General features: G+C 67.7%; 18 protein-coding genes and 1 pseudogene. 3 read left to right on the top strand and 16 right to left on the bottom strand.

Going from position 1 to position 21,724, the window contains the following annotated elements; genetic code table 11:
• Window positions 1-47: 47 nt before the first annotated feature.
• Window positions 48-287, bottom strand: a complete 240-nt coding sequence (locus ACEQX1_RS15025; RefSeq protein ID WP_370194352.1) for an excalibur calcium-binding domain-containing protein — start codon at window positions 285-287, stop codon at window positions 48-50.
• Window positions 288-478: 191 nt separating this feature from the next.
• Here ACEQX1_RS15025 and guaB point away from each other — a divergent pair, with 191 nt between their 5' ends.
• Window positions 479-1,984, top strand: a complete 1,506-nt coding sequence (gene guaB / locus ACEQX1_RS15020; protein WP_024349205.1) for an IMP dehydrogenase — start codon at window positions 479-481, stop codon at window positions 1,982-1,984.
• A 55-nt stretch (window positions 1,985-2,039) separates the two neighbouring features.
• On the opposite strand, the gene ACEQX1_RS15015 is transcribed toward guaB, so the two are convergent.
• The 9 genes and pseudogenes from ACEQX1_RS15015 to ACEQX1_RS14975 all read right to left on the bottom strand — a co-directional run bounded on the left by ACEQX1_RS15015 (window position 2,040) and on the right by ACEQX1_RS14975 (window position 11,534).
• Complete coding sequence (locus tag ACEQX1_RS15015; protein ID WP_370194350.1) at window positions 2,040-2,345, bottom strand: hypothetical protein; 306 nt, start codon at window positions 2,343-2,345, stop codon at window positions 2,040-2,042.
• Between the two features lie 133 nt (window positions 2,346-2,478).
• A complete protein-coding gene (gene rpe / locus ACEQX1_RS15010) occupies window positions 2,479-3,159 on the bottom strand; it encodes a ribulose-phosphate 3-epimerase (protein ID WP_370194349.1) in 681 nt (226 codons plus the stop codon).
• Window positions 3,160-3,180: 21 nt separating this feature from the next.
• Window positions 3,181-4,122: a CbbX protein gene (cbbX, locus tag ACEQX1_RS15005; RefSeq protein ID WP_370196993.1), complete on the bottom strand. Its 942-nt coding sequence runs from the start codon at window positions 4,120-4,122 to the stop codon at window positions 3,181-3,183.
• 128 nt (window positions 4,123-4,250) lie between these two features.
• Window positions 4,251-4,673 carry a ribulose bisphosphate carboxylase small subunit gene (locus ACEQX1_RS15000; RefSeq protein ID WP_024349209.1) on the bottom strand — a complete coding sequence of 141 codons (423 nt, stop codon included), beginning with the start codon at window positions 4,671-4,673 and terminating at the stop codon, window positions 4,251-4,253.
• 114 nt (window positions 4,674-4,787) lie between these two features.
• The gene (locus ACEQX1_RS14995; protein WP_370194347.1) at window positions 4,788-6,248 is read right to left on the bottom strand and encodes a form I ribulose bisphosphate carboxylase large subunit; all 1,461 of its coding nucleotides are present in this window, start codon (window positions 6,246-6,248) and stop codon (window positions 4,788-4,790) included.
• Between the two features lie 176 nt (window positions 6,249-6,424).
• Window positions 6,425-7,504 (bottom strand): annotated as a pseudogene (fba, locus tag ACEQX1_RS14990) (class II fructose-bisphosphate aldolase); the annotation flags it as partial.
• Window positions 7,505-7,538: 34 nt separating this feature from the next.
• The gene (gene tkt / locus ACEQX1_RS14985) at window positions 7,539-9,539 is read right to left on the bottom strand and encodes a transketolase (RefSeq protein ID WP_370194345.1); all 2,001 of its coding nucleotides are present in this window, start codon (window positions 9,537-9,539) and stop codon (window positions 7,539-7,541) included.
• Window positions 9,540-9,565: 26 nt separating this feature from the next.
• Window positions 9,566-10,441, bottom strand: a complete 876-nt coding sequence (locus tag ACEQX1_RS14980; RefSeq protein WP_024349213.1) for a phosphoribulokinase — start codon at window positions 10,439-10,441, stop codon at window positions 9,566-9,568.
• Between the two features lie 55 nt (window positions 10,442-10,496).
• The gene (locus ACEQX1_RS14975) at window positions 10,497-11,534 is read right to left on the bottom strand and encodes a class 1 fructose-bisphosphatase (protein WP_187392121.1); all 1,038 of its coding nucleotides are present in this window, start codon (window positions 11,532-11,534) and stop codon (window positions 10,497-10,499) included.
• 129 nt (window positions 11,535-11,663) lie between these two features.
• On the opposite strand from ACEQX1_RS14975, the gene ACEQX1_RS14970 reads away from it, so the two are divergent.
• A complete protein-coding gene (locus tag ACEQX1_RS14970; protein ID WP_370194344.1) occupies window positions 11,664-12,656 on the top strand; it encodes a LysR family transcriptional regulator in 993 nt (330 codons plus the stop codon).
• Between the two features lie 10 nt (window positions 12,657-12,666).
• Here ACEQX1_RS14970 and fni read toward each other — a convergent pair whose 3' ends face one another.
• Window positions 12,667-13,737 (bottom strand): type 2 isopentenyl-diphosphate Delta-isomerase, encoded by a 1,071-nt coding sequence (gene fni, locus ACEQX1_RS14965; RefSeq protein ID WP_370194343.1) that lies wholly within the window; start codon window positions 13,735-13,737, stop codon window positions 12,667-12,669.
• A 148-nt stretch (window positions 13,738-13,885) separates the two neighbouring features.
• On the opposite strand from fni, the gene ACEQX1_RS14960 reads away from it, so the two are divergent.
• Window positions 13,886-14,842 carry a polyprenyl synthetase family protein gene (locus tag ACEQX1_RS14960; RefSeq protein WP_370194342.1) on the top strand — a complete coding sequence of 319 codons (957 nt, stop codon included), beginning with the start codon at window positions 13,886-13,888 and terminating at the stop codon, window positions 14,840-14,842.
• A 42-nt stretch (window positions 14,843-14,884) separates the two neighbouring features.
• On the opposite strand, the gene ACEQX1_RS14955 is transcribed toward ACEQX1_RS14960, so the two are convergent.
• The 5 genes from ACEQX1_RS14955 to ACEQX1_RS14935 form a co-directional block, all read right to left on the bottom strand.
• Window positions 14,885-15,874, bottom strand: coding sequence for a phytoene/squalene synthase family protein (locus tag ACEQX1_RS14955; RefSeq protein WP_370196992.1), 990 nt, complete (start codon window positions 15,872-15,874; stop codon window positions 14,885-14,887).
• Between the two features lies 1 nt (window position 15,875).
• Window positions 15,876-17,390, bottom strand: coding sequence for a phytoene desaturase (locus ACEQX1_RS14950; protein ID WP_370194340.1), 1,515 nt, complete (start codon window positions 17,388-17,390; stop codon window positions 15,876-15,878).
• Window positions 17,387-18,571: a lycopene beta-cyclase CrtY gene (gene crtY, locus ACEQX1_RS14945; protein WP_370194339.1), complete on the bottom strand. Its 1,185-nt coding sequence runs from the start codon at window positions 18,569-18,571 to the stop codon at window positions 17,387-17,389. Before crtY ends, ACEQX1_RS14950 begins: the two co-directional genes overlap by 4 nt.
• 11 nt (window positions 18,572-18,582) lie before the next feature.
• Entirely contained in the window at window positions 18,583-19,860 is a 1,278-nt protein-coding gene (locus ACEQX1_RS14940) for a glycosyltransferase (RefSeq protein WP_370194338.1), read from the bottom strand.
• A gap of 209 nt (window positions 19,861-20,069) precedes the next feature.
• Window positions 20,070-21,629, bottom strand: a complete 1,560-nt coding sequence (locus tag ACEQX1_RS14935) for an ATP-binding protein (protein ID WP_370194337.1) — start codon at window positions 21,627-21,629, stop codon at window positions 20,070-20,072.
• Window positions 21,630-21,724: the final 95 nt, after the last annotated feature.

The following is a 21,724-nucleotide window of genomic DNA, read 5'->3' as shown; positions in this document are numbered from 1 at the left end:
GATCGAGGCGGAGCCGTCGGCTCCGCCTCGATCCTTTATGCTCAGAATCAGCGCGAACAGCCGATCTCGGCCATGATCGCCACGACATCGGCACGCGACCGGCAGACATTCTCGCAAGGGATGCCGTCATTGTCCCCGTCGGCCCGCGGATGCTGGCCGGCGCACCATGCGATCACGGCCTCGCGGCAGCTCCGATAAGACTTGCACGTGGCGGCGTGTGCTTCGGCGCCGAGCGCCAGAATCATCAGGGCCGCCAGCCCCAATGCGCGCAATTGTCTGATGGTCATGTGCGGAAGATACCGTTCCTAAGCTGTCCTTACGACCATCTCCCAGAGCCGGCACATCGCGTCAAGCGGACGGGGGCGCCGAATGTCAGGCCCGCTTTCCAATGTCATGATGGCGTGCTAGCAGCCCTTGCCAATCCTTCTCCCGCCGACTCGCGCTCCTGCCGGCGGACGCATCGTTCAAGAGGACTGGCATGGCCCGCATCATCGACACCGCAACCGGCGGCACAGCACTGACTTTCGACGACGTCCTGCTGCAGCCAGGGCATTCGGAAGTCATGCCGGGCCAGGTCGACGTGCGCACCGCGATCACCCGCACGCTGAAGCTCAACATCCCGATCCTGTCGGCGGCGATGGACACGGTCACCGAGGCGCGGCTGGCCATTGCGATGGCGCAGGCCGGCGGCATCGGCGTCATCCACCGCAACCTCACCCCGGTCGAGCAGGCCGAGGAGGTCCGCCAGGTCAAGAAGTTCGAAAGCGGCATGGTGGTCAATCCGGTCACCATCGGCCCGGACGCGACGCTGGGCGATGCCCGCGCGCTGATGACCCAGCACAACATCTCCGGCATTCCGGTCGTCGAGAATGGCGGTTCGGGCGGCCAGAACCGCGGCAGGCTGGTCGGCATCCTGACCAATCGCGACGTGCGCTTCGCTTCCGACGATCGCCAGCCGATCCACGAGCTGATGACCAAGGAAAAGCTGATCACGGTCCGCGACAATGTCGATCAGGACGAGGCCAAGCGGCTTCTGCATCATCACCGCATCGAGAAGCTGCTGGTCGTCGACGACCAGCACCATTGCATCGGGCTGATCACCGTCAAGGACATCGAGAAGTCGCAGCTCAATCCGAGCGCCTCGAAGGACGCCCATGGCCGGCTGCTGGCAGCCGCCGCCACCAGCGTCGGCGACGACGGCTTCGAGCGCGCCGAGCGGCTGATCGACGCCGGCATCGACCTTTTGGTCATCGACACCGCCCATGGGCATTCCCAGAAGGTGCTGGACGCCGTCGCGCGGGTGAAGCGCATGTCCAACGAGGTCCAGATCCTCGCCGGCAACGTGGCGACCCCGGACGGCACCAAGGCGCTGATCGACGCGGGCGCCGACGGCGTCAAGGTCGGCATCGGCCCCGGCTCGATCTGCACCACCCGCATCGTCGCCGGTGTCGGCATGCCGCAGCTCTCGGCCATCATGGGCGCCGCCGAAGAAGCCAACAAGGCCGGCATCCCGGTCATCGCCGATGGCGGCATCAAGTTCTCGGGCGATCTGGCCAAGGCGCTGGCCGCCGGCGCGTCGGCCGCGATGATCGGCTCGCTGCTGGCCGGCACCGACGAGAGCCCTGGCGAGATCTACCTGCACCAGGGCCGTTCCTACAAAGCCTATCGCGGCATGGGCTCGGTCGGTGCGATGGCGCGCGGCTCGGCCGATCGCTACTTCCAGGCGGAAGTGCGCGACACGCTGAAGCTGGTGCCCGAGGGCATCGAGGGACAGGTCGCCTACAAGGGACAGGTCGCGGCGGTGCTGCATCAGCTGACCGGTGGCCTGCGGGCGGCGATGGGCTATGTCGGGGCGGCGACGCTGGAGGACTTCCGGCGCGATGCGCGCTTCGTGCGCATCTCCAATGCGGGCCTGCGCGAGAGCCACGCCCATGACGTGACCATCACCCGCGAGAGCCCGAACTATCCGGGCCAGCTGGTTTGAGAAGAGAAGTCGGCGCTTCCTGCTTATGGCGGGAAGCGCTGCAATGTTCCGAGTGTCAGACCCGGGCGACCCGCTCGGGCTGCTGCACCGGCGGCACCAGGTTCGAATTGGCGATCGGCTTCGGCCAGGTCCGCGCATGGGAAAGATGGCCGTCAGCATAGGCGATCAGGACGTCGCCCGGTCGCGGGATCGAGCGCATGAAGAAGCTTTCGCGCACCGGAACGATCCGCGGGCCTTCGGCATCGCGAACCGTGATCTCCCGCCTGGCGATATCGACCTGCAGGATTTCGGTCACATCGACGAGATTGTCGAGGTGCCGCGTCCGCCCGGTTCCGTTTCTCAGCTTCTGAACAGGCATCATCAACTCTCCATCCCGGATATAGCCAAGGACGGAACGAGAGAATATTCCTGTCGGTTCCCTTGCTAATGCCGCCGAAATCACTGTCCGGCTAACGACGCTGGCAGTCGAGACAACTCCTCCGTTCGCCATCCGCTCAGGCGGCGACGGCCCCGCTCCCCGCCGCGCGGATCGCCGCGATATTGGCACGGTAATGCTCGGGCGTGCCGCCCTTGAACACAGCCGATCCGGCGACCAGGACGTTCGCGCCGGCCTCGACCACCAGCGGGGCGGTCTCGGGCGTCACGCCGCCGTCGATCTCGATATGTATGTCGCGATCGCCGATCATCGCCTTCACCCGCCGCACCTTCTCGACGACTGAAGGAATGAAGGCCTGGCCGCCGAAGCCCGGATTGACGGTCATCAAGAGCACCAGGTCGAGCCGGTCGAGCACATAGGCGATGACGTCCTCGGGGGTCGACGGGTTGAGCGAGACGCCGGCCTTCTTGCCGAGATTGCGGATTGCCTGGAGCGACCGGTCGAGATGCTTCGTCGCCTCGGCATGGACGGTGATGTAGTCGCAGCCGGCTTCGGCGAAGGCTTCCAGATACGGATCGCACGGCTCGATCATCAGATGGCAGTCGAAGATCTTTTGCGAGGCGCCGCGCACCGCCTTGATGACCGGCGGGCCGAAGGTGATGTTCGGCACGAAATGCCCGTCCATGACGTCGAGATGGATCCAGTCCGCCCCGGCCTTGTCGACGGCCGTCACCTCTTCGCCAAGCCGCGCGAAATCGGCCGAGAGGATCGAGGGGGCGATGATGACGGGCTTGGCCATTTCAGTCTCCTGCCTGTTCTGTCAGCCCGGCGCCGAGGCCGGTTCCGGGTCCGCGCCGGCGAAGACGCGGCTGGCGGCGATATCGGCTGCTTCGATGCGCGAAAGCGCCTCCGCGTTCAAGGGCCCTCCATCCAGTTCGAACAAACGGTTGGCCTGGCGCAGCCGCGCCCGGTCGAGGGCGTTGCGGATCGAGCGGGCATTGGCGAAATGCGGCTGCGTCCGGCGCCGCGCGATATAGCGGGCGAGAACCGCCTTCGCGTCCCCGGTCAGATGGTAGTTCTGGCGCTCCAGCATGCCGACCGAGATCTCCAGCAATTCGTCGTCGGAATAGTCCGGAAAGTCGATGTGGTGGGCGATGCGCGACCGGAAGCCGGGATTGCTCGCGAAGAAGGTGTCCATCCGGTCGGCATAGCCGGCGAGGATCACCACGAGGTCGTCGCGCTGGTTCTCCATCACCTGCAGCAGCATCTCGATCGCCTCCTGGCCGTAATCGCGCTCGTTCTCCGGCCGGTAGAGATAATAGGCCTCGTCGATGAACAGGACGCCGCCCATCGCCTTCTTCAGGATGTCGCGGGTCTTCGGAGCCGTATGGCCGATATACTGGCCGACCAGATCGTCGCGGGTCACCGACACCAGATGGCCCTTGCGGATATAGCCGAGGCGGTGGAGGAGGTTCGCCATCTTCATCGCCACCGTGGTCTTGCCGGTGCCGGGATTGCCGGTGAAGCTCATGTGCAGCGTAGGTGTGTCGTGGGCCAGTCCCAGCCGCTTGCGGGCCCGCTCGACGAGCAGCAGCGCCGCCGTCTCGCGAATGCGCTTCTTGACCGGCGCCAGGCCGATCAGCTCGCGGTCGAGCTCGTCCAGAACATCGGCCACGCCGGCATCGCGATATTCCTGCCGAAGATCGATGGCCGTGGGGGTGTCCTCGCCCGGCGCGTCCTGGGTCTCGGATTCTGCATCCATCGTCCTGCTCCTCAATCCGTCACGCTGCGATCACAGGCTGGAATGGCGGGCGAAGCCGCCCTCCCCATCTGCCTGCCCTGGCCGCGTCCTCCCTCTCCCGCCGGGAGAGGGAGCGGCTCAACCGACGGCTACTCGGCGTAGCGGGCGCCTTCCGGCCTGTCGGCAGCGTAGGATTCCGTCGTGTAGCGGATGGTGCGGCCTTCCATTTCCGAGCGGCGAAGCCGGAAGCCCGGCTCGTTGGCCGGCCGGTTGACGATGAAGGACAGCTTCACCGACTCCCAGCCCGCGGTGGAGTCGAAGGCCGACATGCGGATGTAGCGGTCGCCATGGACCTTGCGGCACTCGGTGAACTCCATCATGACGCCGGCCGCATCGGCGATGTCGAACATCGGGTGGCCCCACATGTCCCAGTAGGTGTTGCGGGGATGCGGGTCGTCGGTGTGCTCCAGATTCACCGCCCAGCCATTGTCGAGGCAGTACTGAATCTGCGCGGTGATCTGCGTGTCGGTGAGGTCGGGCAGGAACGAGAAGGCCCCTTGGGTGATGCGCATGGTCGATATCCTCTTCGGGTTTCGGCGCCGAGCTTCGCAAGCCGCGCCGGCCGGGTTCGAACGATGGGGAGGACGGGGCGTTGGGAGGCTCGCCCCGTCCTGACGCGGGATGGATCAGGCCGAGGCCGTCGCCGTCACCGCGTAGTCGGGGGAATCGGTCGAGGTGTAGTCGAAGGTCACGTCCTTCCACGTCTCGAGCGCCTGCTGCAGCGGCGTGCAGCTCCTGGCCGCCTCCTGCAGGATCTCCGGTCCCTCATTGACGATGTCCCGCCCCTCGTTGCGGGCAAGAACCATGCATTCCAGCGCCACCCGGTTGGCGGTCGCGCCGGCGGCGATGCCCATGGGATGGCCTATCGTGCCGCCGCCGAACTGCAGCACGGTGTCCTCGCCGAGAAGATCGAGGAGCTGGTGCATCTGGCCGGCATGGATGCCGCCCGAGGCCACCGGCATCATCTTGTTGAGCGAGGCCCAGGGCTGGTCGAAGAAGATGCCGTTCTCGAGCTTCTGGTGGGTGAACTCGTCCCGGCAGATGCCGTAATAGCCCTTGGTCGTCGCCGGATCGCCCTCCAGCTTGCCGACGACCGTGCCGGCATGGATGTGGTCGACACCGGCCAGCCGCGCCCATTTGGCGATCACGCGGAACGACACGCCATGGGTCTTCTGGCGGGTATAGGTCGAGTGGCCCGCCCGGTGCAGATGCAGGATCATGTTGTTGCGCCGCGCCCATTTGGCCATGGACTGCATGGCGGTCCAGCCGATGACGAGGTCGATCATGATGATGTTGGAGCCCAGGTCCCTGGCGAACTCGGCGCGCTCGTACATGTCCTCCATGGTGGCGGCGGTGACGTTGAGATAGGTGCCCTTGATTTCGCCGGTAGCGGCCTGGGCCTTGTTCACCGCTTCCATGCAGTAGAGAAACCGCTCGCGCCAATCCATGAAGGGCTGCGAGTTGATGTTCTCGTCGTCCTTGGTGAAGTCGAGCCCGCCCTTCAGCGCCTCGTAGACGACGCGGCCGTAATTGCGGCCCGACAGGCCGAGCTTGGGCTTCACCGTGGCGCCGAGCAGCGGCCGGCCGAACTTGTCGAGGCGTTCGCGCTCGACGACGATGCCGGTCGCCGGCCCCTGGAAGGTCTTCACATAGGCCGTTGGCAGGCGCATGTCCTCGAGGCGCAGGCCCTTCAGCGGCTTGAAGCCGAAGACATTGCCGATGATCGAGGCCGTCAGATTGGCGATCGAGCCGTTCTCGAACAGGTCGAGATCGTAGGCGATATAGGCGAAATACTGGTCGTCGGCGTTCGGCACCTGGTCGACCCGGTAGGCCTTGGCCCGGTACTTCTCGGCCGCCGTCAGCCGGTCGGTCCACACGACGGTCCATGTCGCGGTGGAGGATTCGCCGGCCACCGCCGCCGCCGCCTCGATCGGATCGACGCCGTCCTGGGGTGTGATCCGGAAACAGGCGATGACGTCCGTTTCCTTGGGTTCGTAGTCGGGCTCCCAATAGCCCATCTTGCGGTATTCCATGACACCGGACTTGTAGCGGTCCTTGCCCTTGATGGTCTGCGAGCCCTGATCCATGACGGTCCTCCTTCGTTGATCCCGGTTGCGTCCGCAGCGCCGTTTCCGGCGGATTTCGGACAAGCGTCTCCCTTCGGCGCGAAAGGGGTTCGCGCCGTCCATTCAGGCAATGCTGTCAGTTTCGGTGTCGCAGGGCCCGGCCGGTCAGGCGACCGGCCGGGGGCGTTGTCGCCGCAGGCGGCGGCGGCGTGCGCGTCGATGCGCGGGTCGAGTTCGCCACCGGCATAGCGGGCGGCCATCGCGTCGAGCGACAATACGCGGATCTTCGAGGCCTGGCCGGCACAGCCGAAGCGCTCGTAACGGTCGAGGCAGAGGGTCTTGAGCGCGTCCATGGCGGGGATCATGAACTTGCGCGGATCGAACTCCTCCGGCTTCTCCATGGCCACCTTGCGGAACTGCCCGGTCATGGCCATCCGGCAGTCGGTGTCGATGTTGACCTTGCGCACGCCGTGCTTGATGCCGCGCACGATCTCGTCCACCGGCACGCCGTAGGTCTCGCGCATGCGGCCGCCATACTGGTTGATGATGGCCTGCAGCTCTTCCGGCACCGAGGAGGAGCCGTGCATGACGAGATGCGTGTTCGGCAGCTTGGCGTGGATCTCCTCGATGATGTTCATCGCGAGGATGTCGCCGTCCGGCTTGCGGGTGAACTTGTAGGCGCCATGCGAGGTGCCCATGGCAATCGCCAGGGCGTCCACATGGGTCTGCCGCACGAAGTCCACCGCCTGGTCCGGATCGGTGAGCAGCTGGTCTTCCGACAGCTTGCCCTCGAAGCCGTGGCCGTCCTCCTTCTCGCCCTCGCCGCTTTCCAGCGAACCGAGGACGCCGAGCTCGCCCTCGACCGAGGCGCCGACCCAGTGCGCCATGCGCGTCACCCGCTCGGTGATCGCGACATTGTACTCGTAGGAGGCGGGCGTCTTCATGTCGGCCTCGAGCGAACCGTCCATCATCACCGAGGTGAAGCCGTGGCGGATCGCCGTCAGGCAGGTCTGCTCGTCATTGCCATGGTCCTGATGGATGCAGACCGGGATCTGGGGGAACATCTCCACCAGGGCCTCCATCATCTTTTCCAGCATGATGTCCTTGGCGTAGGACCGGGCGCCGCGCGACGCCTGCATGATGACGGGGGCGTCGCTTTTCGCGGCCGCCTCCATGATCGCGAGACCCTGCTCCATGTTGTTGATGTTGAAGGCAGGCACGCCGTAGCCGTTCTCGGCGGCATGATCGAGAAGCTGGCGAAGTGTGATCTTTGCCATGTCTAGATGTCCCTCCTGAACCGGTCCGGTGCCATCACGCGATCTCCAGCGCCGCGTCGACCACGGCCTGCGGCGTGATGCCGAACTTCTCGTAGAGCTGCGGCGCGGGTGCCGAGGCGCCGAAGCCGGTCATGCCGATGAAGCGGCCATTCTCGCCGATCCAGCGATCCCAGCCGAGCCGGGCGGCCGCCTCGATGGCAATGCGTGGCGCCGTGCCGAGGACCGACTTGCGGTAGGCCTCGTCCTGCTCCTCGAAGAGATCGAGGCAGGGCATCGACAGCACCGCCGCCTGCTTGCCGGATTCGGCCAGCGTCTTGGCCGCGGCGAGCGCGATCTCGACTTCCGAACCGGTGGCCATGATGGTCACGTCGCGCGGGCCGTCGGCCTCCTTCAGCACGTAGCCGCCGCGGGCCGAGCGGTTTTCGCCGACATCGCCGGCGCGCACCGTCGGCAGGCCCTGTCGGGTCAGCGCGAGCACCGACGGACGATGGCGCTCGGTCAGCGCGATTTCCCAGCACTCGGCGGTCTCGATCGCGTCGGCCGGACGGAAGACCAGAAGGTTCGGCGTCGCCCGCAGCATCGCCAGATGCTCGATCGGCTGATGGGTCGGGCCATCCTCGCCAAGGCCGATGGAATCGTGGGTCAGCACGTAGACGACACGCAGCCCCATCAGCGCCGACAGGCGGATCGCCCCGCGGGCATAATCGGCGAAGACCAGGAACGTGCCGCCATAGGGCACGAAGCCGCCATGCAGGGCGAGGCCGTTCATCGCCGCGGCCATGCCGTGCTCGCGCACGCCGTAATGGATGTAGCGGCCGGAGAAGTCGTCCGGGGTGATCGACTGCATGCCCTTGGTCAGGGTGTTGTTGGAGCCGGTCAGATCGGCCGAACCGCCGATGGTCATGTCGGTGACGCGGTTGATGACCTCCAGCGCCATCTCGGACGCCTTGCGGGTGGCGACCTTCGGCGCGTCGACCGACAGGGCCTGCCGGAAGGAGGCGAGCTCACCGGCCAGGCCCGACGGCAGGGTCGTGGCGACGGCGGACTGGAAGCGCTCGCGATCGGCGCTCGACGCCAGCCGCTTCTCCCAGGTCTCGCGGACCTCGCGGCCGCGGGTGCCGACCTCGCGCCAGCCCTTGACGACCGCCTCGGGCAGCTCGAACGGCTCGGACTTCCAGACCAGCTGCTCACGCGCCAGCGCGATCTCCTCGTCGCCCAGTGCCTCGCCATGGGCCTTAGCGGTGCCGCCGCGATTGGGCGCGCCGTAGCCGATGATCGTCTTGCAGGCGATGAAGGCCGGCTTGTCGCTCTTGCGCGCCTCGGCGATCGCCGTCTCGACGGCGTCCGCGTCGTGGCCATCGACGGCCCAGGTGTTCCAGCCGGCCGCCTTGAAGCGGGCGATCTGGTCGGTGGCGGTGGCGATGTCGACCTTGCCGTCGATGGAGATGCCGTTGTCGTCCCACAGGACCACGAGCTTGGACAGTCTCAGCGTGCCGGCCAGATCGATGGCCTCGTGGCTGATGCCCTCCATCAGGCAGCCGTCGCCGACGATGGTGTAGGTGTAGTGGTCGACGAGGTCACCGCCGAAGCGGGCATGCATCATGCGCTCGGCGAGCGCCATGCCGACGGCGGTGGACAGGCCCTGGCCGAGCGGCCCGGTGGTCGTCTCGATGCCCAGCGCGTGGCCGTATTCGGGATGGCCGGCGGTGCGGCTGCCGAGCTGGCGGAAATTCTTCAGCTGCTCGATGTCCATGTCGGCATAGCCGACCAGATGGTGCAGTGCGTAGAGCAGCATCGAGCCGTGGCCGGCCGACAGGACGAAGCGGTCGCGGTCCGGCCAGTCGGGGCGCGACGGGTCGATGTTGATGAACTTCTGGAACAGGACGGTGGCGACGTCGGCCATGCCCATCGGCATGCCGGGATGACCGGACTTCGCCCGCTGCACGGCGTCCATGGCGAGGGCGCGGATGGCGTTGGCCATGTCGCGGGGATTGCGGTCGGTGGTTTCGGGCGATGGTTTCGCGGTCGAAGACATGGTTTGCATTCCTTTCGTCGAAGGCCTCAGGAGGCCCGTCGGCGTCTTTCCATCAGCTGCAAGATCAGCGGCGTCAGGATCAGTTGCATGGCGATGTCGAGCTTGTTGCCAGGCGCGACGATGGAGTTGGCGCGGGACATGAAACTGCCGTGGATCATCGAGAGCAGATACGGAAAGTCTATCCCGCGCGGGTTGGCGAAGCGAATGACGATCATCGACTCGTCGGCCGTCGGAATCCAGCGAGCGATGAACGGATCGGATGTATCGACGATGGGCACCCGTTGAAAGTTGATATCGGTCCGCGCGAATTGCGGGCAGATATATTTCACATAGTCGGGCATCCGACGCAGGATGACGTCCATCACCGCATCCGTCGAATAGCCCCGGCTGGCCTTGTCCCGGTGGATCTTCTGGATCCACTCCAGATTGATGACGGGCACCACGCCGATCTTCAGGTCGGCCAGCGGCGCGAGATCGACTGTATCGGTCTTCACGCAGCCATGCAGGCCCTCGTAGAAAAGTAGGTCGGACTCCTCGCCGAGCGAACTCCACTGCGAGAAGGTGCCCGGCGCGCTGCCGTAGATCTTCGCTTCCGCCTCGTCGTGGATGTAGTGCCGGGTCTCGCCGCGCCCCTTGCGGCCGAACTCCGAGAACACCTCCTGCAGCCTGTCGAGAATGTTCGCCTCGGGGCTGAAATGGGAGAAGTTGCGGTTTCCGTTCCTCTCTTCCTCGGCCATCTTCTCCTTCATCGCCTGGCGGTCGTAGCGATGGAACGCGTCCCCCTCGATATAGGCCGCCTTGACGTGTTCGCGGCGGAAGATCTGGTCGAAGATGTTCTTGACCGACGTCGTGCCCGCTCCGGACGAACCGGTGATCGCGATGATCGGATGCTTGGTCGACATGCGATGTCCTCCCCCCGGCCCGACACGCTCCCTCGCGCCGGGCCATTCCTCCTGCCTAGGTCCTGAACAGGCTGCGTTTGCCGAATAGCGGCGAGCGATCGGTCAGCGCCGACGGATCGGCCACGTAGCGGGCGACGCGGTCCACCTCGTGCTTCGAGCCGAAGACCAGCGGCGTGCGGGCATGCAAGTCACGCGGCACGATGTCGAGAATGCGCGACGAGCCGTCGGTGGCGGCGCCGCCGGCCTGCTCGACGCAGAAGGCGACCGGATTGGCCTCGTAGACGAGGCGCAGGCGCCCCTCGGTGTAGCCCTTCCGGCCGTCGCCCAGATACAGGAAGATGCCGCCGCGCACGAAGATGCGGTAGCAGTCGGCCACCATCGAGGCGATCCAGCGCATGTTGAAATTGCGCTCGCGCGGGCCTTCCTCGCCGGCCAGGCAGTCGTCGATATAGCTGCGGATCTGCGGGTCCCAGTGGCGGTAGTTCGCGGCATTGGTGGCGAATTCGCTGGTCTCCTCGGGGATCGCCACCGAGCCGATATGCTCGACGAAGCCGCCGAAGCTCGGCGAGAACAGGAACACCCGCGTTCCCTTGCCGACCGACAGCACCAGCAGGAGCTGCGGCCCGTAGATGAAGAAGCCGGCGGCAAGCTGCCGGTTGCCCGGCTGCAGCAGCGCGCTGGTCGGATCGGAGCGATGCTCCTCGCCCACCGGCAAGAGCGAGAAGATCGTGCCGATCGAGACATTGGTGTCGATGTTGGACGAGCCGTCCAGCGGGTCGATGGCCAAGGCGAGCGGCGCGGCCGGGTCGATCACCACCGCGGCGTCCTGCTCCTCCGAGCCGTAGACGGCGATCGCCGAGGCCTTGGCGGCATCGAGGAACATCTGGTCGGCGACGATGTCGAGGGGCTTCTGCACGTCGCCGCCGGCATTGGTGTCGCCGCCGCCGGACCGGGCTTCGACGCCCCCCGCGATGATCGTGTTGCGAAGCTTGATCGAGGCGGCGCACAGCTGGCGAATGGTATCGGCGACCTGCCGGCCGATCGGGTCGGACCCGCATTCGGATCCCAGATGTGCGTCGAGAGACGATGACATGCATTCCTCCTGAGTGGCGTCGAGCGCTTCGGCTCCGTCCACTCGTCTATGGGTGGATGGTGGATTCTGCGAGCGCATAAGTAAAATTCATTCTCTTTACGGCATCAGTAAGTTCTTTTAGAAGAGGCCATGCGAACCCTCACACTGCGCCAGTTGCGATCGATCCAGGCGATCAACGAGCACCGTACCATCGCCGCGGCTGCGCGCCAGTTGGGCCTGACCCCGCCGGCCGTGACCCTGCAGGTCAAGCAGCTGGAGGACGATTTCGGCCTGGCACTGTTCGACCGCACGAATGACGGCATGCGCCTCACCGCCGCCGGCGCCGCGGTTCTGGGCGCGGCCAACGCCATCGAGACGACCCTGCGCGCGCTCGCCGACGAGATCCAGGCGATCAAGGGCGTGCGGTCAGGGACCATCCGGCTCGGCGTGGTCTCCACCGCGAAATATTTCGCGCCCCGGCTGATCGCCGCCTTCCGGCGCGACTATCCCGACATCGAGATCCGGCTGATCGTCGGCAACCGGCTGGAGATCATCGAGCAATTGCGCGCCTACCGGCTGGACATCGCCCTGATGGGGCGCCCGCCGGTGGAGTTTCCGGTCGAGGCGACGGTGTTCGGCGATCATCCGCTGGTGATGATCGCGCCGCCCGACCATCCGCTGGCCGCAACCCGCGAGATCACCCGCGAGCGCCTGCTCGAGGAGACCATCATCATCCGCGAGCCCGGCTCGGGCACGCGCGCGGCGCTGGCAATCTTCTTCGGCGACCATCCCGACGCCCTGGAGACGCGCACGGCCGAGATGGGCTCCAACGAGACCATCAAGCAGGCGGTGATGGCCGGGCTCGGCATCGCCTTCATCTCGGCCCACACCATCGCCTTCGAGGTGGAAACCGGACGGCTGGCGATTTTGGACGTCTCGCACATGCCGATCCGCCGGCAATGGTTCGCCGTCAGCCGCAAGGAGCGCATTCCGGCGCCCGCCGACATCGCCTTCAAGAATTTTCTGATGCAGCGCGGTGCCAGCTATCTGCCGCTGCTCGACCGGCTCTATCCGGCCGACGCCGGTGAGGCGGCTTCACCGCCAGCAACAGGCGAGACCGCAGAAGCGCCCTCCCCAGCGTAAGACCCGCAGGTCAGAACGAGCCCGGGCTCGCGGGCGCCAGCAGCGGTGCGCGCCGCAGCGCCGCCAGATCGGCCGATCCGGTGCAGAAGCAGGCGATCCGCAATTGCGCGATCACCTGCTGGAAATGCGCCACGGCCGCTTCCGGCGAGGCGTCGGCGCTGCCGAGCGAAGCGGCGGCCTGGCCGGCGAGATCGGCGCCGAGGCGGATCGCCTTGGCGGCGTCGAGCCCGTCGCGGATGCCGCCCGAGCCGATGACGACGGTCTGCGGACAGGCGGCCCGCACGTCGACGATCGCCCTCGCGGTCGAGATGCCCCAGTCGGAAAAGGCCAGCGCGGTGGCGCGCTGCGCGGGGTCCGGCGAACGCTCGGCCTCGACGGCCGCCCAGCTCGTGCCGCCGGCGCCGGCGACGTCGATGGCGTGGATGCCCGCATCGACCAGCCGCCGGGCGACCGTCGCCGAAATGCCCGCCCCGACTTCCTTGACTACGATCGGCACCGGCAGCGTGCGCGCCAACTCGCCGATGGCCGCGAGGACCCCGCGCCAGTTCGTGTCGCCGCCCGACTGCACCGCTTCCTGCAGCGGGTTGAGATGCACGATCAGCGCGTCGGCATCGATCATGTCCACGGCCCGCCGCACCTCCGTCAGGCCGTAGCCGAGCACCAGTTGCGCCGCGCCGACATTGGCGAGGATCGACACGTCCGGCGCCGCATCGCGCAACTGCCGGTCGAGCCCGCCCGAGGCGCGGCCCTCGATGGCGATGCGCTGCGAGCCGACCGCAAGGGCGATGCCGAGTGCCTGTGCCGCCTCGGCGAGATTGCGGTTGATGCGTGCCGCCCGTTCCGGCCCGCCGGTCATCGACGAGATCAGCAGCGGCGCTGCGAGCCGGCGGCCGAGAAACTGCGTCGACAGGTCGATCTCGGCCAGCGAGATCTCCGGCAGCGCGACATGTTCGAAGACGATCTGCGACAGGCCGCTGTCGGCCCGCCGCGCCGCCAGCGAGGGATGCAGCACGATGTCGAGATGATCGCTCTTGCGCGCGGCGATGTCGCCGGCGGCCGGTGTGTCTCCTGAGACGCTCACGTAACCCTATGTCCTATCGTCGCAGATTGCGAAACCGGACGCTCCCCGGTCGTCGCGTTTGCCAATGATCGTGTTAGCATCAGTTGCAACGTCACGTGTAGCGAATGACCCGTGACAAAATGCCAGAACCGAAGGCGACCCTCCCGGCATGACGTGCAATGAAACCGACGGCTTCAGGACCGAGGCTGCCGCCCTGATCGCCAGGATCGACGCGCGGCTGGCGGTGCTGGTGCCCCGCGCCCTGCCCGGCCAGACCGGGCTCGACCTGGCGATCCGCGAGAGCGTGCTGGCGCCCGGCAAGCGCCTGCGGCCGATGATGGCGGCGCTGACGGCAGGCGATCTCGGCGGCGACGAGGGCGTGGCGGTCGATGCCGGCTGCGCCGTGGAGATGGTGCATGCCTCTTCGCTGATTCTCGACGACCTGCCCTGCATGGACGACGCCACGATGCGTCGTGGCAGACCGGCCGCCCATGTCACCCACGGCGAGGATGTCGCCGTCCTGTCGGCGATCGCCATCCTGTCCGGTGCCTATGAGATGCTCGCCAGGGTAGAGGGCCTGTCGCCCGCCGCGCGGCTCGAGGCGGTAACGGTGCTGACCCGCGCCGTGGGCGTCGAAGGCCTCGTCGGTGGCCAGTTCGCCGACCTGCGCGGCGGCCGCGCCGAACGGCCGCTCCATGAGATCGCGGCGACCAACGGCCGCAAGACCGGCGCGCTGTTCCTGGCCGCCGTCGAGATCGGCGCGATCGCGGCGGGTGCGGGCGAGACGACCCGCGCGCATCTGCGCGGCTTTGCCACAGAGCTCGGCCACGCCTTCCAGCTTCTCGACGATCTGCTCGATGGCGGCCCGAGCGCCGCGACGATCGGCAAGGACGTCAACAAGGACGCCGGCAAGTCGACCATCGTCTCGATGCTGGGCCGTGCCTCGGTGGAGCATCGAATCGAACGGCATGTGGAAGCTGCCCATGGCGAGCTGACCTCGGTGTTCGGGGCGTCGAGCCGGCTGCATCGCCTGACCGACGCGATCGTCGCCCTGCCCGGTAGAACCGTCGCCGACACGGCGTGCGACGAGACGCGATTTCGCGAACCCGAAGCCGGCGCACGCTGACGATCTGCTTCCAGGGGGCGAGGCCCGGCGGCCTGAGGGGGCCTAGCGCGCGGGGCCCGTCAGCCGGGGCCGGGTCCACAACGCCTCGGAGCGGCCCGCCGGTCCGCCACGCCGCGCCAGCGCCGCCTTGGCTGCGCCGCGGGCGACATGGCCGAGCTTCTGCCGCCGCCCGGTGGAGACGCGCGCGTCCCAGGCATGGGCGCCCAGCCCCTTCACCTGCATGCCGATCTCACGATAGACGCCATGCGCCGTCGCGACCGCCCAGGCCGAACGCGGCGGAAGTTCCCGCAGGCCGTGGAAGGCCGAGGCGTAATAGGGTTCGGCGAGATCGATCAGCCGGTTGGCGACCAGCGACACCACCGGCCGCTGGCGCGGATCGGCGAGATCGCCGGGTTTCAGATCGGCGTCGGCCAGCCATTCCGCCGGCAGATAGACCCGGCCGACCCGGGCATCCTCGACGATGTCGCGGGCGATGTTGGTGAGCTGAAAGGCGATGCCCAGATCGCTGGCGCGGTCGAGCGTCGTCTCGTCCTTCGCCCCCATCACCATGCTCATCATCACGCCGACGACGCCGGCGACATGGTAGCAATAGGTCAGCGTGTCGGTGACGGTCGCGTAATGCCGCTCCTCGACATCCATTCGGTAGCCTTCAAGATGCTGCAGCAGCAGCTCCTGCGGCAGGCCGTGCCGGGCCACGACATCGGCCACGGCGCGAAAGCTGGGATGCGAGGTCGGCTCGCCGCGCAGGGCAGCCAGCGTCTCCGTTTCCAGCAGCGCCAGCCGTTCCGCGCCCGAGCCGAGCGTGCCGAGCGGCCGCCGGGCAAAGCCCAGCACCTGGTCGTCGATGGTGTCGTCGCAATGCCGGCACCAGGCATAGAGCATCATGGCGCTGCGCCGGGTCTCGGCATCGAACAGCCTGGCCGCCGCCGCGAAGCTCCTGGAGCCCTTGGCGATCGTATCCTCGGCCATGGCCGCCAGATCGGCCCGCGCCGCCGGATCGAGCGGCACGGCGATGGGTTGGGAGGCGAGCATCTCAGGCTCTCGAATCGGCGATCATCAGCCCGGCCGTCGCCTTGGCGGACCCGACGACGCCCGGCACGCCGGCGCCCGGATGGGTGCCCGCGCCGACGAAATAGAGATTGGGAATGTCGGCATCGCGATTGTGCGGCCGGAACCAGGCGCTCTGGGTCAGCACCGGATCGAGCGAGAAGGCCGAGCCGACATGGGCGTTCAGCTCGTCGCGGAAATCGAATGGCGTGAAGATGCGGCTGGTCACGAGGTCGGCCCTGAGATCGGGAATGTAGCGTTCTTCGAGATAGTCGAGGATGCGGTCCCGATATTTCGGACCCTCGATCTCCCAGTCGATGTCGGTATTGCCGAGATGCGGAACCGGGGCGAGGACATAATAGCTGCCCGCGCCCTCCGGGGCCAGCGAGGGATCGGTGGCGCAGGGGCTGTGCAGATAGAGCGAGAAATCGCCCGGCAGTTCCCCGCCCTTGAAGATCTCGTCGATCAGCGGCCGGTAGCGCGGTCCGAAGCAGACCGTGTGATGCTGCAGTTCCGGCCGGTGACGCTTCAGGCCGAAATAGATCACGAAGAGCGACATGGAGAAGCGCCGCGCCTTGAGGCGCTTGGCCTCCTTCTCGCCGCGCCGGGTGCCCGCCATCAGCGTTCCGTAGGTGTGGACGACGTCGGCATTGGAGGCGATGCGGTCGGCCTCGAAGCGGCGACCGTCCTTGAGCACCACGGCCTTCGCCCTGTCGCCCTCCACCTCGATCTGTGCCGCCTCGGCCGACAATTCGACCCGGCCGCCCATATCCTCGAACAGCCTGACGAGGCCGCGGACCAGCGCGCCGGTGCCGCCGCGCGGGAACCAGACGCCCCATTCGCGCTCCAGCGCATGGATCAGCGCGTAGATCGAGGAGGTGGCGAAGGGATTGCCGCCGACCAGCAGCGAGTGGAAGGAGAAGGCCTGCCGGAGCTGCTCGTCCTCGATATATTGCGCCACCTTGGAATAGACGCTGCGCCACGCCTGCAGCTTCGCCAGTTGCGGTCCGGCCTTGACCATGTCGCGGAAGTTCAGGAACGGCACCGTGCCGAGCTTCTCGTAGCCCTCGCGGAACACCTCCCGCGAATAGGCCAGGAACTTGCGGTAGCCCTCGATGTCGGCCGGGTTCTTCGCATGGATCTGGCGATCCAGCTCGTCCTGGTCGTTGGCATAGTCGAAGCTGTAGCCGTCTTCCCAGCACAGGCGGTAGAAGGGCTTTACCGGCAGGAGCTCGACATAGTCCGCCATCTTCCGGCCGGCGGCCGTGAACAGCTCTTCCAGCGCCGAGGGATCGGTGATCACCGTCGGACCGGCATCGAAGATGAAGCCCTGATCCTCGTAGACATAGGCGCGGCCGCCCGGCTTGTCGCGCTTCTCCAGAAGCGTCGTCTGGATGCCATTCGCCTGCAGGCGAATGGCCAGCGCCAGGCCGCCGAAGCCGGAGCCGATGACGATGGCCGTGCGCTCGCCCGCTCCCGCGCCGTTCATCGTAGCGCTCATGCCAGTTCCCCTGTGAGGCGGTGCCGTGCCAGCACCTTCAATGCGTTGCCGACGGGCACGGGCGGCCGCCCCGTCATGATGCGGACCATGTCCAGCCGTGAGAGCTGCGCCGCGTAGAACCGGCCGATCAGCGTGTCGGGCAGCCGGTGGAAGTGCTGCAGGATCTCGTAGCGCTTCGACGGGACACCGGCGAAGAACAGGAGACGGTTGAGCAGGCGAAAGAAGCCCCGCCCCCGCCACGCCGCCACCGAATGCGCCCGCGTCGCGGCAAAGACCGCGCCGGCCGACAGGTCGGTGAGGCCCGCGATCCGGTCGGCAAGGCGCACAGCGTCGGGCAGCGAATAGCCGGTGGTCGGGTGAAACAGCGCCGCCGCAAGGCCCATCGCGGGAACGCCCTGCCTGTCCGCCCAGAAGGCGTCGATGTCGCCGTCCAGCGCGATCGGCAGAACGCCGCGTTCCTCGCGCAGCACCGCCTTCGCCGTCCAGCCATGGGTTGCGAGATAATCCGCGATGGTCGTGCGCAGGCGGTCCTTGGACAGGGCCGGCCCGTCGGCGTAATAGGTGTCCTCGACGAGCAGCGTCGTCGCGGTCAGCGGCAGCACATAGACGAAGCGATAGCCGTCCTCCTGCGCGACCGTCGCGTCCATGATGATCGGCCGCGACAGGCCATGCGGCGCGGCGAGTTCGATCTCCTGGCCGAGGAATTTCTGGAAGCCGAGGGTCAGATGCGGGCTCGGCGCATGGCCGCGGCCGTCGATGACGCAGCCTGCGGCGATCTCGCGTCCGTTCTCCAGGCTGAGCGTCGTCGGCGTGACCGCCCGCACCGGCGCGTGCGTCTCGATCCGGCCGCCGAGCTCGGCCTCGATCACCGCCCGGAACTGCTCGGAGGACACGCTGCGATAGCCCGTTGCGATCTGGCGTCGGCGCTGGGGAAAGCGCACGTCATAGGCATCCCAGCGATATCTCACGAAGGGCGCCAGCCAGTCATGTTCGGCGGCGCTGAGGTCGCCGGCATGAAACGACCATGTGTGGTTGCCGCCGACTTTCTCGCCGGCCTCGAAAACGCGGATCGACAGCTCCGGTCGTGCGCGCGCCAGCCGGTATGCGGCAAGGCCATTGGCCAGGCCGCCGCCCACGAACGCCACGTCGATCGGTCTGTCGTGGCGCTCGACGCCGCTCATGCCTTGCCTTCCTACCCGGTGCCGGCGGGTTTGCCGGTCACCGCATCCTCGATGATGTCCGCCGCGCGTCGCGTGCCGCCGGACATGCGGATGTCCTGGCCGATCCGCTGCGCCGCGTTGCGGAACCTAGGCTCCGCCAGCAGCCGCTCAAGCGAATTGCGCAGTTTCGCGCGGGACAGAAGGACGCGGGGCAGCCGCTCGCCGACACCGTGATGGACGATCCGCGCGCCGATCCCCGGCTGGTCGAAGGCGATCGGCAGGGCCAGCATCGGAACGCCGGCTTCCAGCGAATCCAGCACCGTGTTCATGCCGGCATGGGTCACGCAGACCGCGGCGCGCAACAGCATCGCCCGCTGCGGCACGAAGTCGGTGACGATATCGGCATCGATGCGCGCAGCGGACCGCGCATCCAGCCGGCCGCAATGGGCGACGACGCATTGCGCGCCGAGGTCGCGGCAGGCGCCAGCCACGGCGCGAAAGATGCCGGCGCGGTGGCCCTGCAGCGTGCCGAGCGAGGCGAAGACCAGCGGCCGTTCCGGGTCGAGCCGCGCCTGAAGCTCGGCCGGAAGGTCCGGTGCACTTTCCGATGGCGGGCGGATCGGTCCGACGGCGTGGCGGTGCGGGGCGGCGGGACGCGGGAAGTCGAAGTCCGGCACGAGCTGCGAGATCTGCGCCAGCGAGGACAGGCAATCGGCATGCCCGGCGTGGGGTCCAAGACCAAACCGCTCCGCCCAGCCAGCGATCATTCGGCGCTGCGCGGTCATCAGGAGGTCGGCGACGCGTTCGCCGCCGCGATTGCGCTTCAGGCCCTTGTCGCTCGGATCGTACGGCCAGGGCAGGAAGGGCAGCGGCACGGCAGGATCGGCATGCACCGGCAGGGCGGCGGCGACCGAAACGAAGGGCAGGCCGAGATGCCGGGCGAGAAGCCCGGCCGCCGGCTCCATCTGGTCGCCGAGGATGGCCGTCGCGCCGATGCCGCGCAGAATGTCCGGGGCAAAGCGGCAGAGCTGGTCGGTCAGGCCGGCCGCGTCGGAAACCGTGCGCAGGATGCCGAGGGGACCGCTCGGCCGCGCCGCCCGGGCAATGATCCGCTCGAGGCGTTCCGGGCCGCCCGCCCCGGCCTCGTGGATCGCGATGCCCGCCGGAGCCTTTGCCGCGAGCAACTCGCCCGCCCCGCCATTGACGACGAAGCTCGCCCGGTGGCCGCGCCGCACGAGTTCCGCGCCGAGCACGGCGAAGACCTGCAGATGGCTGTAATAGGGCGGACAGATCAGCGCGAAATGAGCCATGGCGGCGATGTTGCGTCCGGTTCAGCGTGAATGGCGAAAGACATGCGGCGACGCTCTGCAGCCCGGCCGAGCACCGACGCCCGCAGGATCGGCTGCCCCGCCTGCTACCACGTTTCCGCCCGAAGCCGTCCCTGCGACGTCCGGTCCCGGCGTAACGAACGCAGGGGCGCGGCTCGGCGTTTCAAGCTGGCCGGCCGTCCTTTCCAGCGTCAGCCGCGTGCCAGCCGTGCCGCCCGCCGGGCCCGCGCCTCGTCGGCCGCGTCCAGCTTGACCTGCGGCAGTTTCGTCCGCCAGTCGGTGCCGGTGATGCCGACGACGCGGTTGCCGCGGAAATCGGCTTCGGCGGTGATCAGCCCGCGCTCGGCCATGAAGGACAACAGGAACCGGCCGCGCGACGGCGAATGGCTGCCATAGGCGCGGGCCAGCGCCGCGTCCTCGGGGCATTCCGCCTCGTCGCGGGCCGCGCGGGCCAGCATCATGAAGACGCCCTGCATCTCCTCGGGCAGATCGGCGGCCCGGTCGACGACGCCCTGCCATTCCTCGTCGTCGGTCTCGCAGGACACGCCGGCCCGTGCCAGCGACAGGCGCCGGCGGAAGGCCGCCATGTCGGTCTCGGCGCCGCGCAGACGCTTCAGCCGGCAATGGGTGAGGAAGTCCTGATAGAGTACCGGCACCGGCCGGAAGGCCGCGTCCGGGTCCTGCAGCATCTCGGCGAAGATCGCATCGACGGCGGCGGCGCGCTCTTCCGGCGAGCGCGGATCGTCGTCGATCGGCTCGTGCCGCTCCGACACGGACGGGGCAGCGGCCACCCGCTCCAGAAGCTCGCGCGTGGCGATCGCCGCAGCGGCGCCCTCGATGCGCAGGGCGGCGTTAGATTGCGGGCGCTCGATGGCCCGCCGCTCGGCCGCCTTGTCCTCTTCCGTCGCGGTGAAGATCAGGTCTTCCATCGCCTCGCGCGGCGTCTCCGGCAGCGGCATCAGCGACGGCCGCCCACTGCGACCCGCCGTCTCGACGGGACCGATGCGGATCGGCATGGGCCGCCGCGACAATGCCGGTCCAAGCGCGACGAAATTGCCGGTCTCCAGGTCGCGGAAGCGTTCGGCGGCGCGCCGGTCCATGCCGAGCAGGTCGGCGGCGCGCTGCATGTCGATGTCGAGGAAGGTCCGGCCCATCAGGAAGTTCGACGCCTCGGCAGCGACGTTCTTGGCGAGCTTGGCCAGGCGCTGGGTGGCGATGACCCCGGCAAGGCCGCGCTTGCGACCGCGGCACATCAGGTTGGTCATCGCGCCCAGCGAGGCCCGGCGGGCTTCTTCCGAATGCTCGCCGGACATCGCCGGCGCGAACAGATGCGCCTCGTCGACGGCGATCAACATCGGGAACCAGTGCGCCCGGTCGGCATCGAACAAGCCGTTCAGGAAGGCCGCCGAGCACATCATCTGCACCTCGGCGTCGAGCCCTTCCAGATCGAGCACCACCGAGGCGCGATGCTCGCGGATGCGCCGTGCGATGCGGGTCAGCTCGGCCGGCGTGCGATTGGCATCGACGACCACATGGCCGTAGCGCTCGGCCAGCGACACGAAGTCGCCTTCCGGATCGATCACCGCCTGCTGCACCCAGTCCGCGCTGCGCTCCAGAAGCCGGCGCAGGAGATGCGACTTGCCCGAGCCCGAATTGCCCTGGACGAGCAGGCGCGTCGACAGCAGCTCCTCCAGATCGAGCTCCGCCGGTTCGCCGGTTTGGGTCGTGCCGAGATCGACGGCAACGGTCATTGCAGGCCTTTCGGTGCTGGCGATGTCGTGAACGACCGCCCGCCTTGGCGGCGCGGTCCGGTCGTCGAGGGGACGTGGCCGGAACCTATCACGCC

The organism is Aurantimonas sp., from assembly GCF_964217435.1.
Classification (GTDB): domain Bacteria; phylum Pseudomonadota; class Alphaproteobacteria; order Rhizobiales; family Rhizobiaceae; genus Aurantimonas; species Aurantimonas coralicida.
This window is presented reverse-complemented; position numbering and strand designations above follow the sequence as displayed.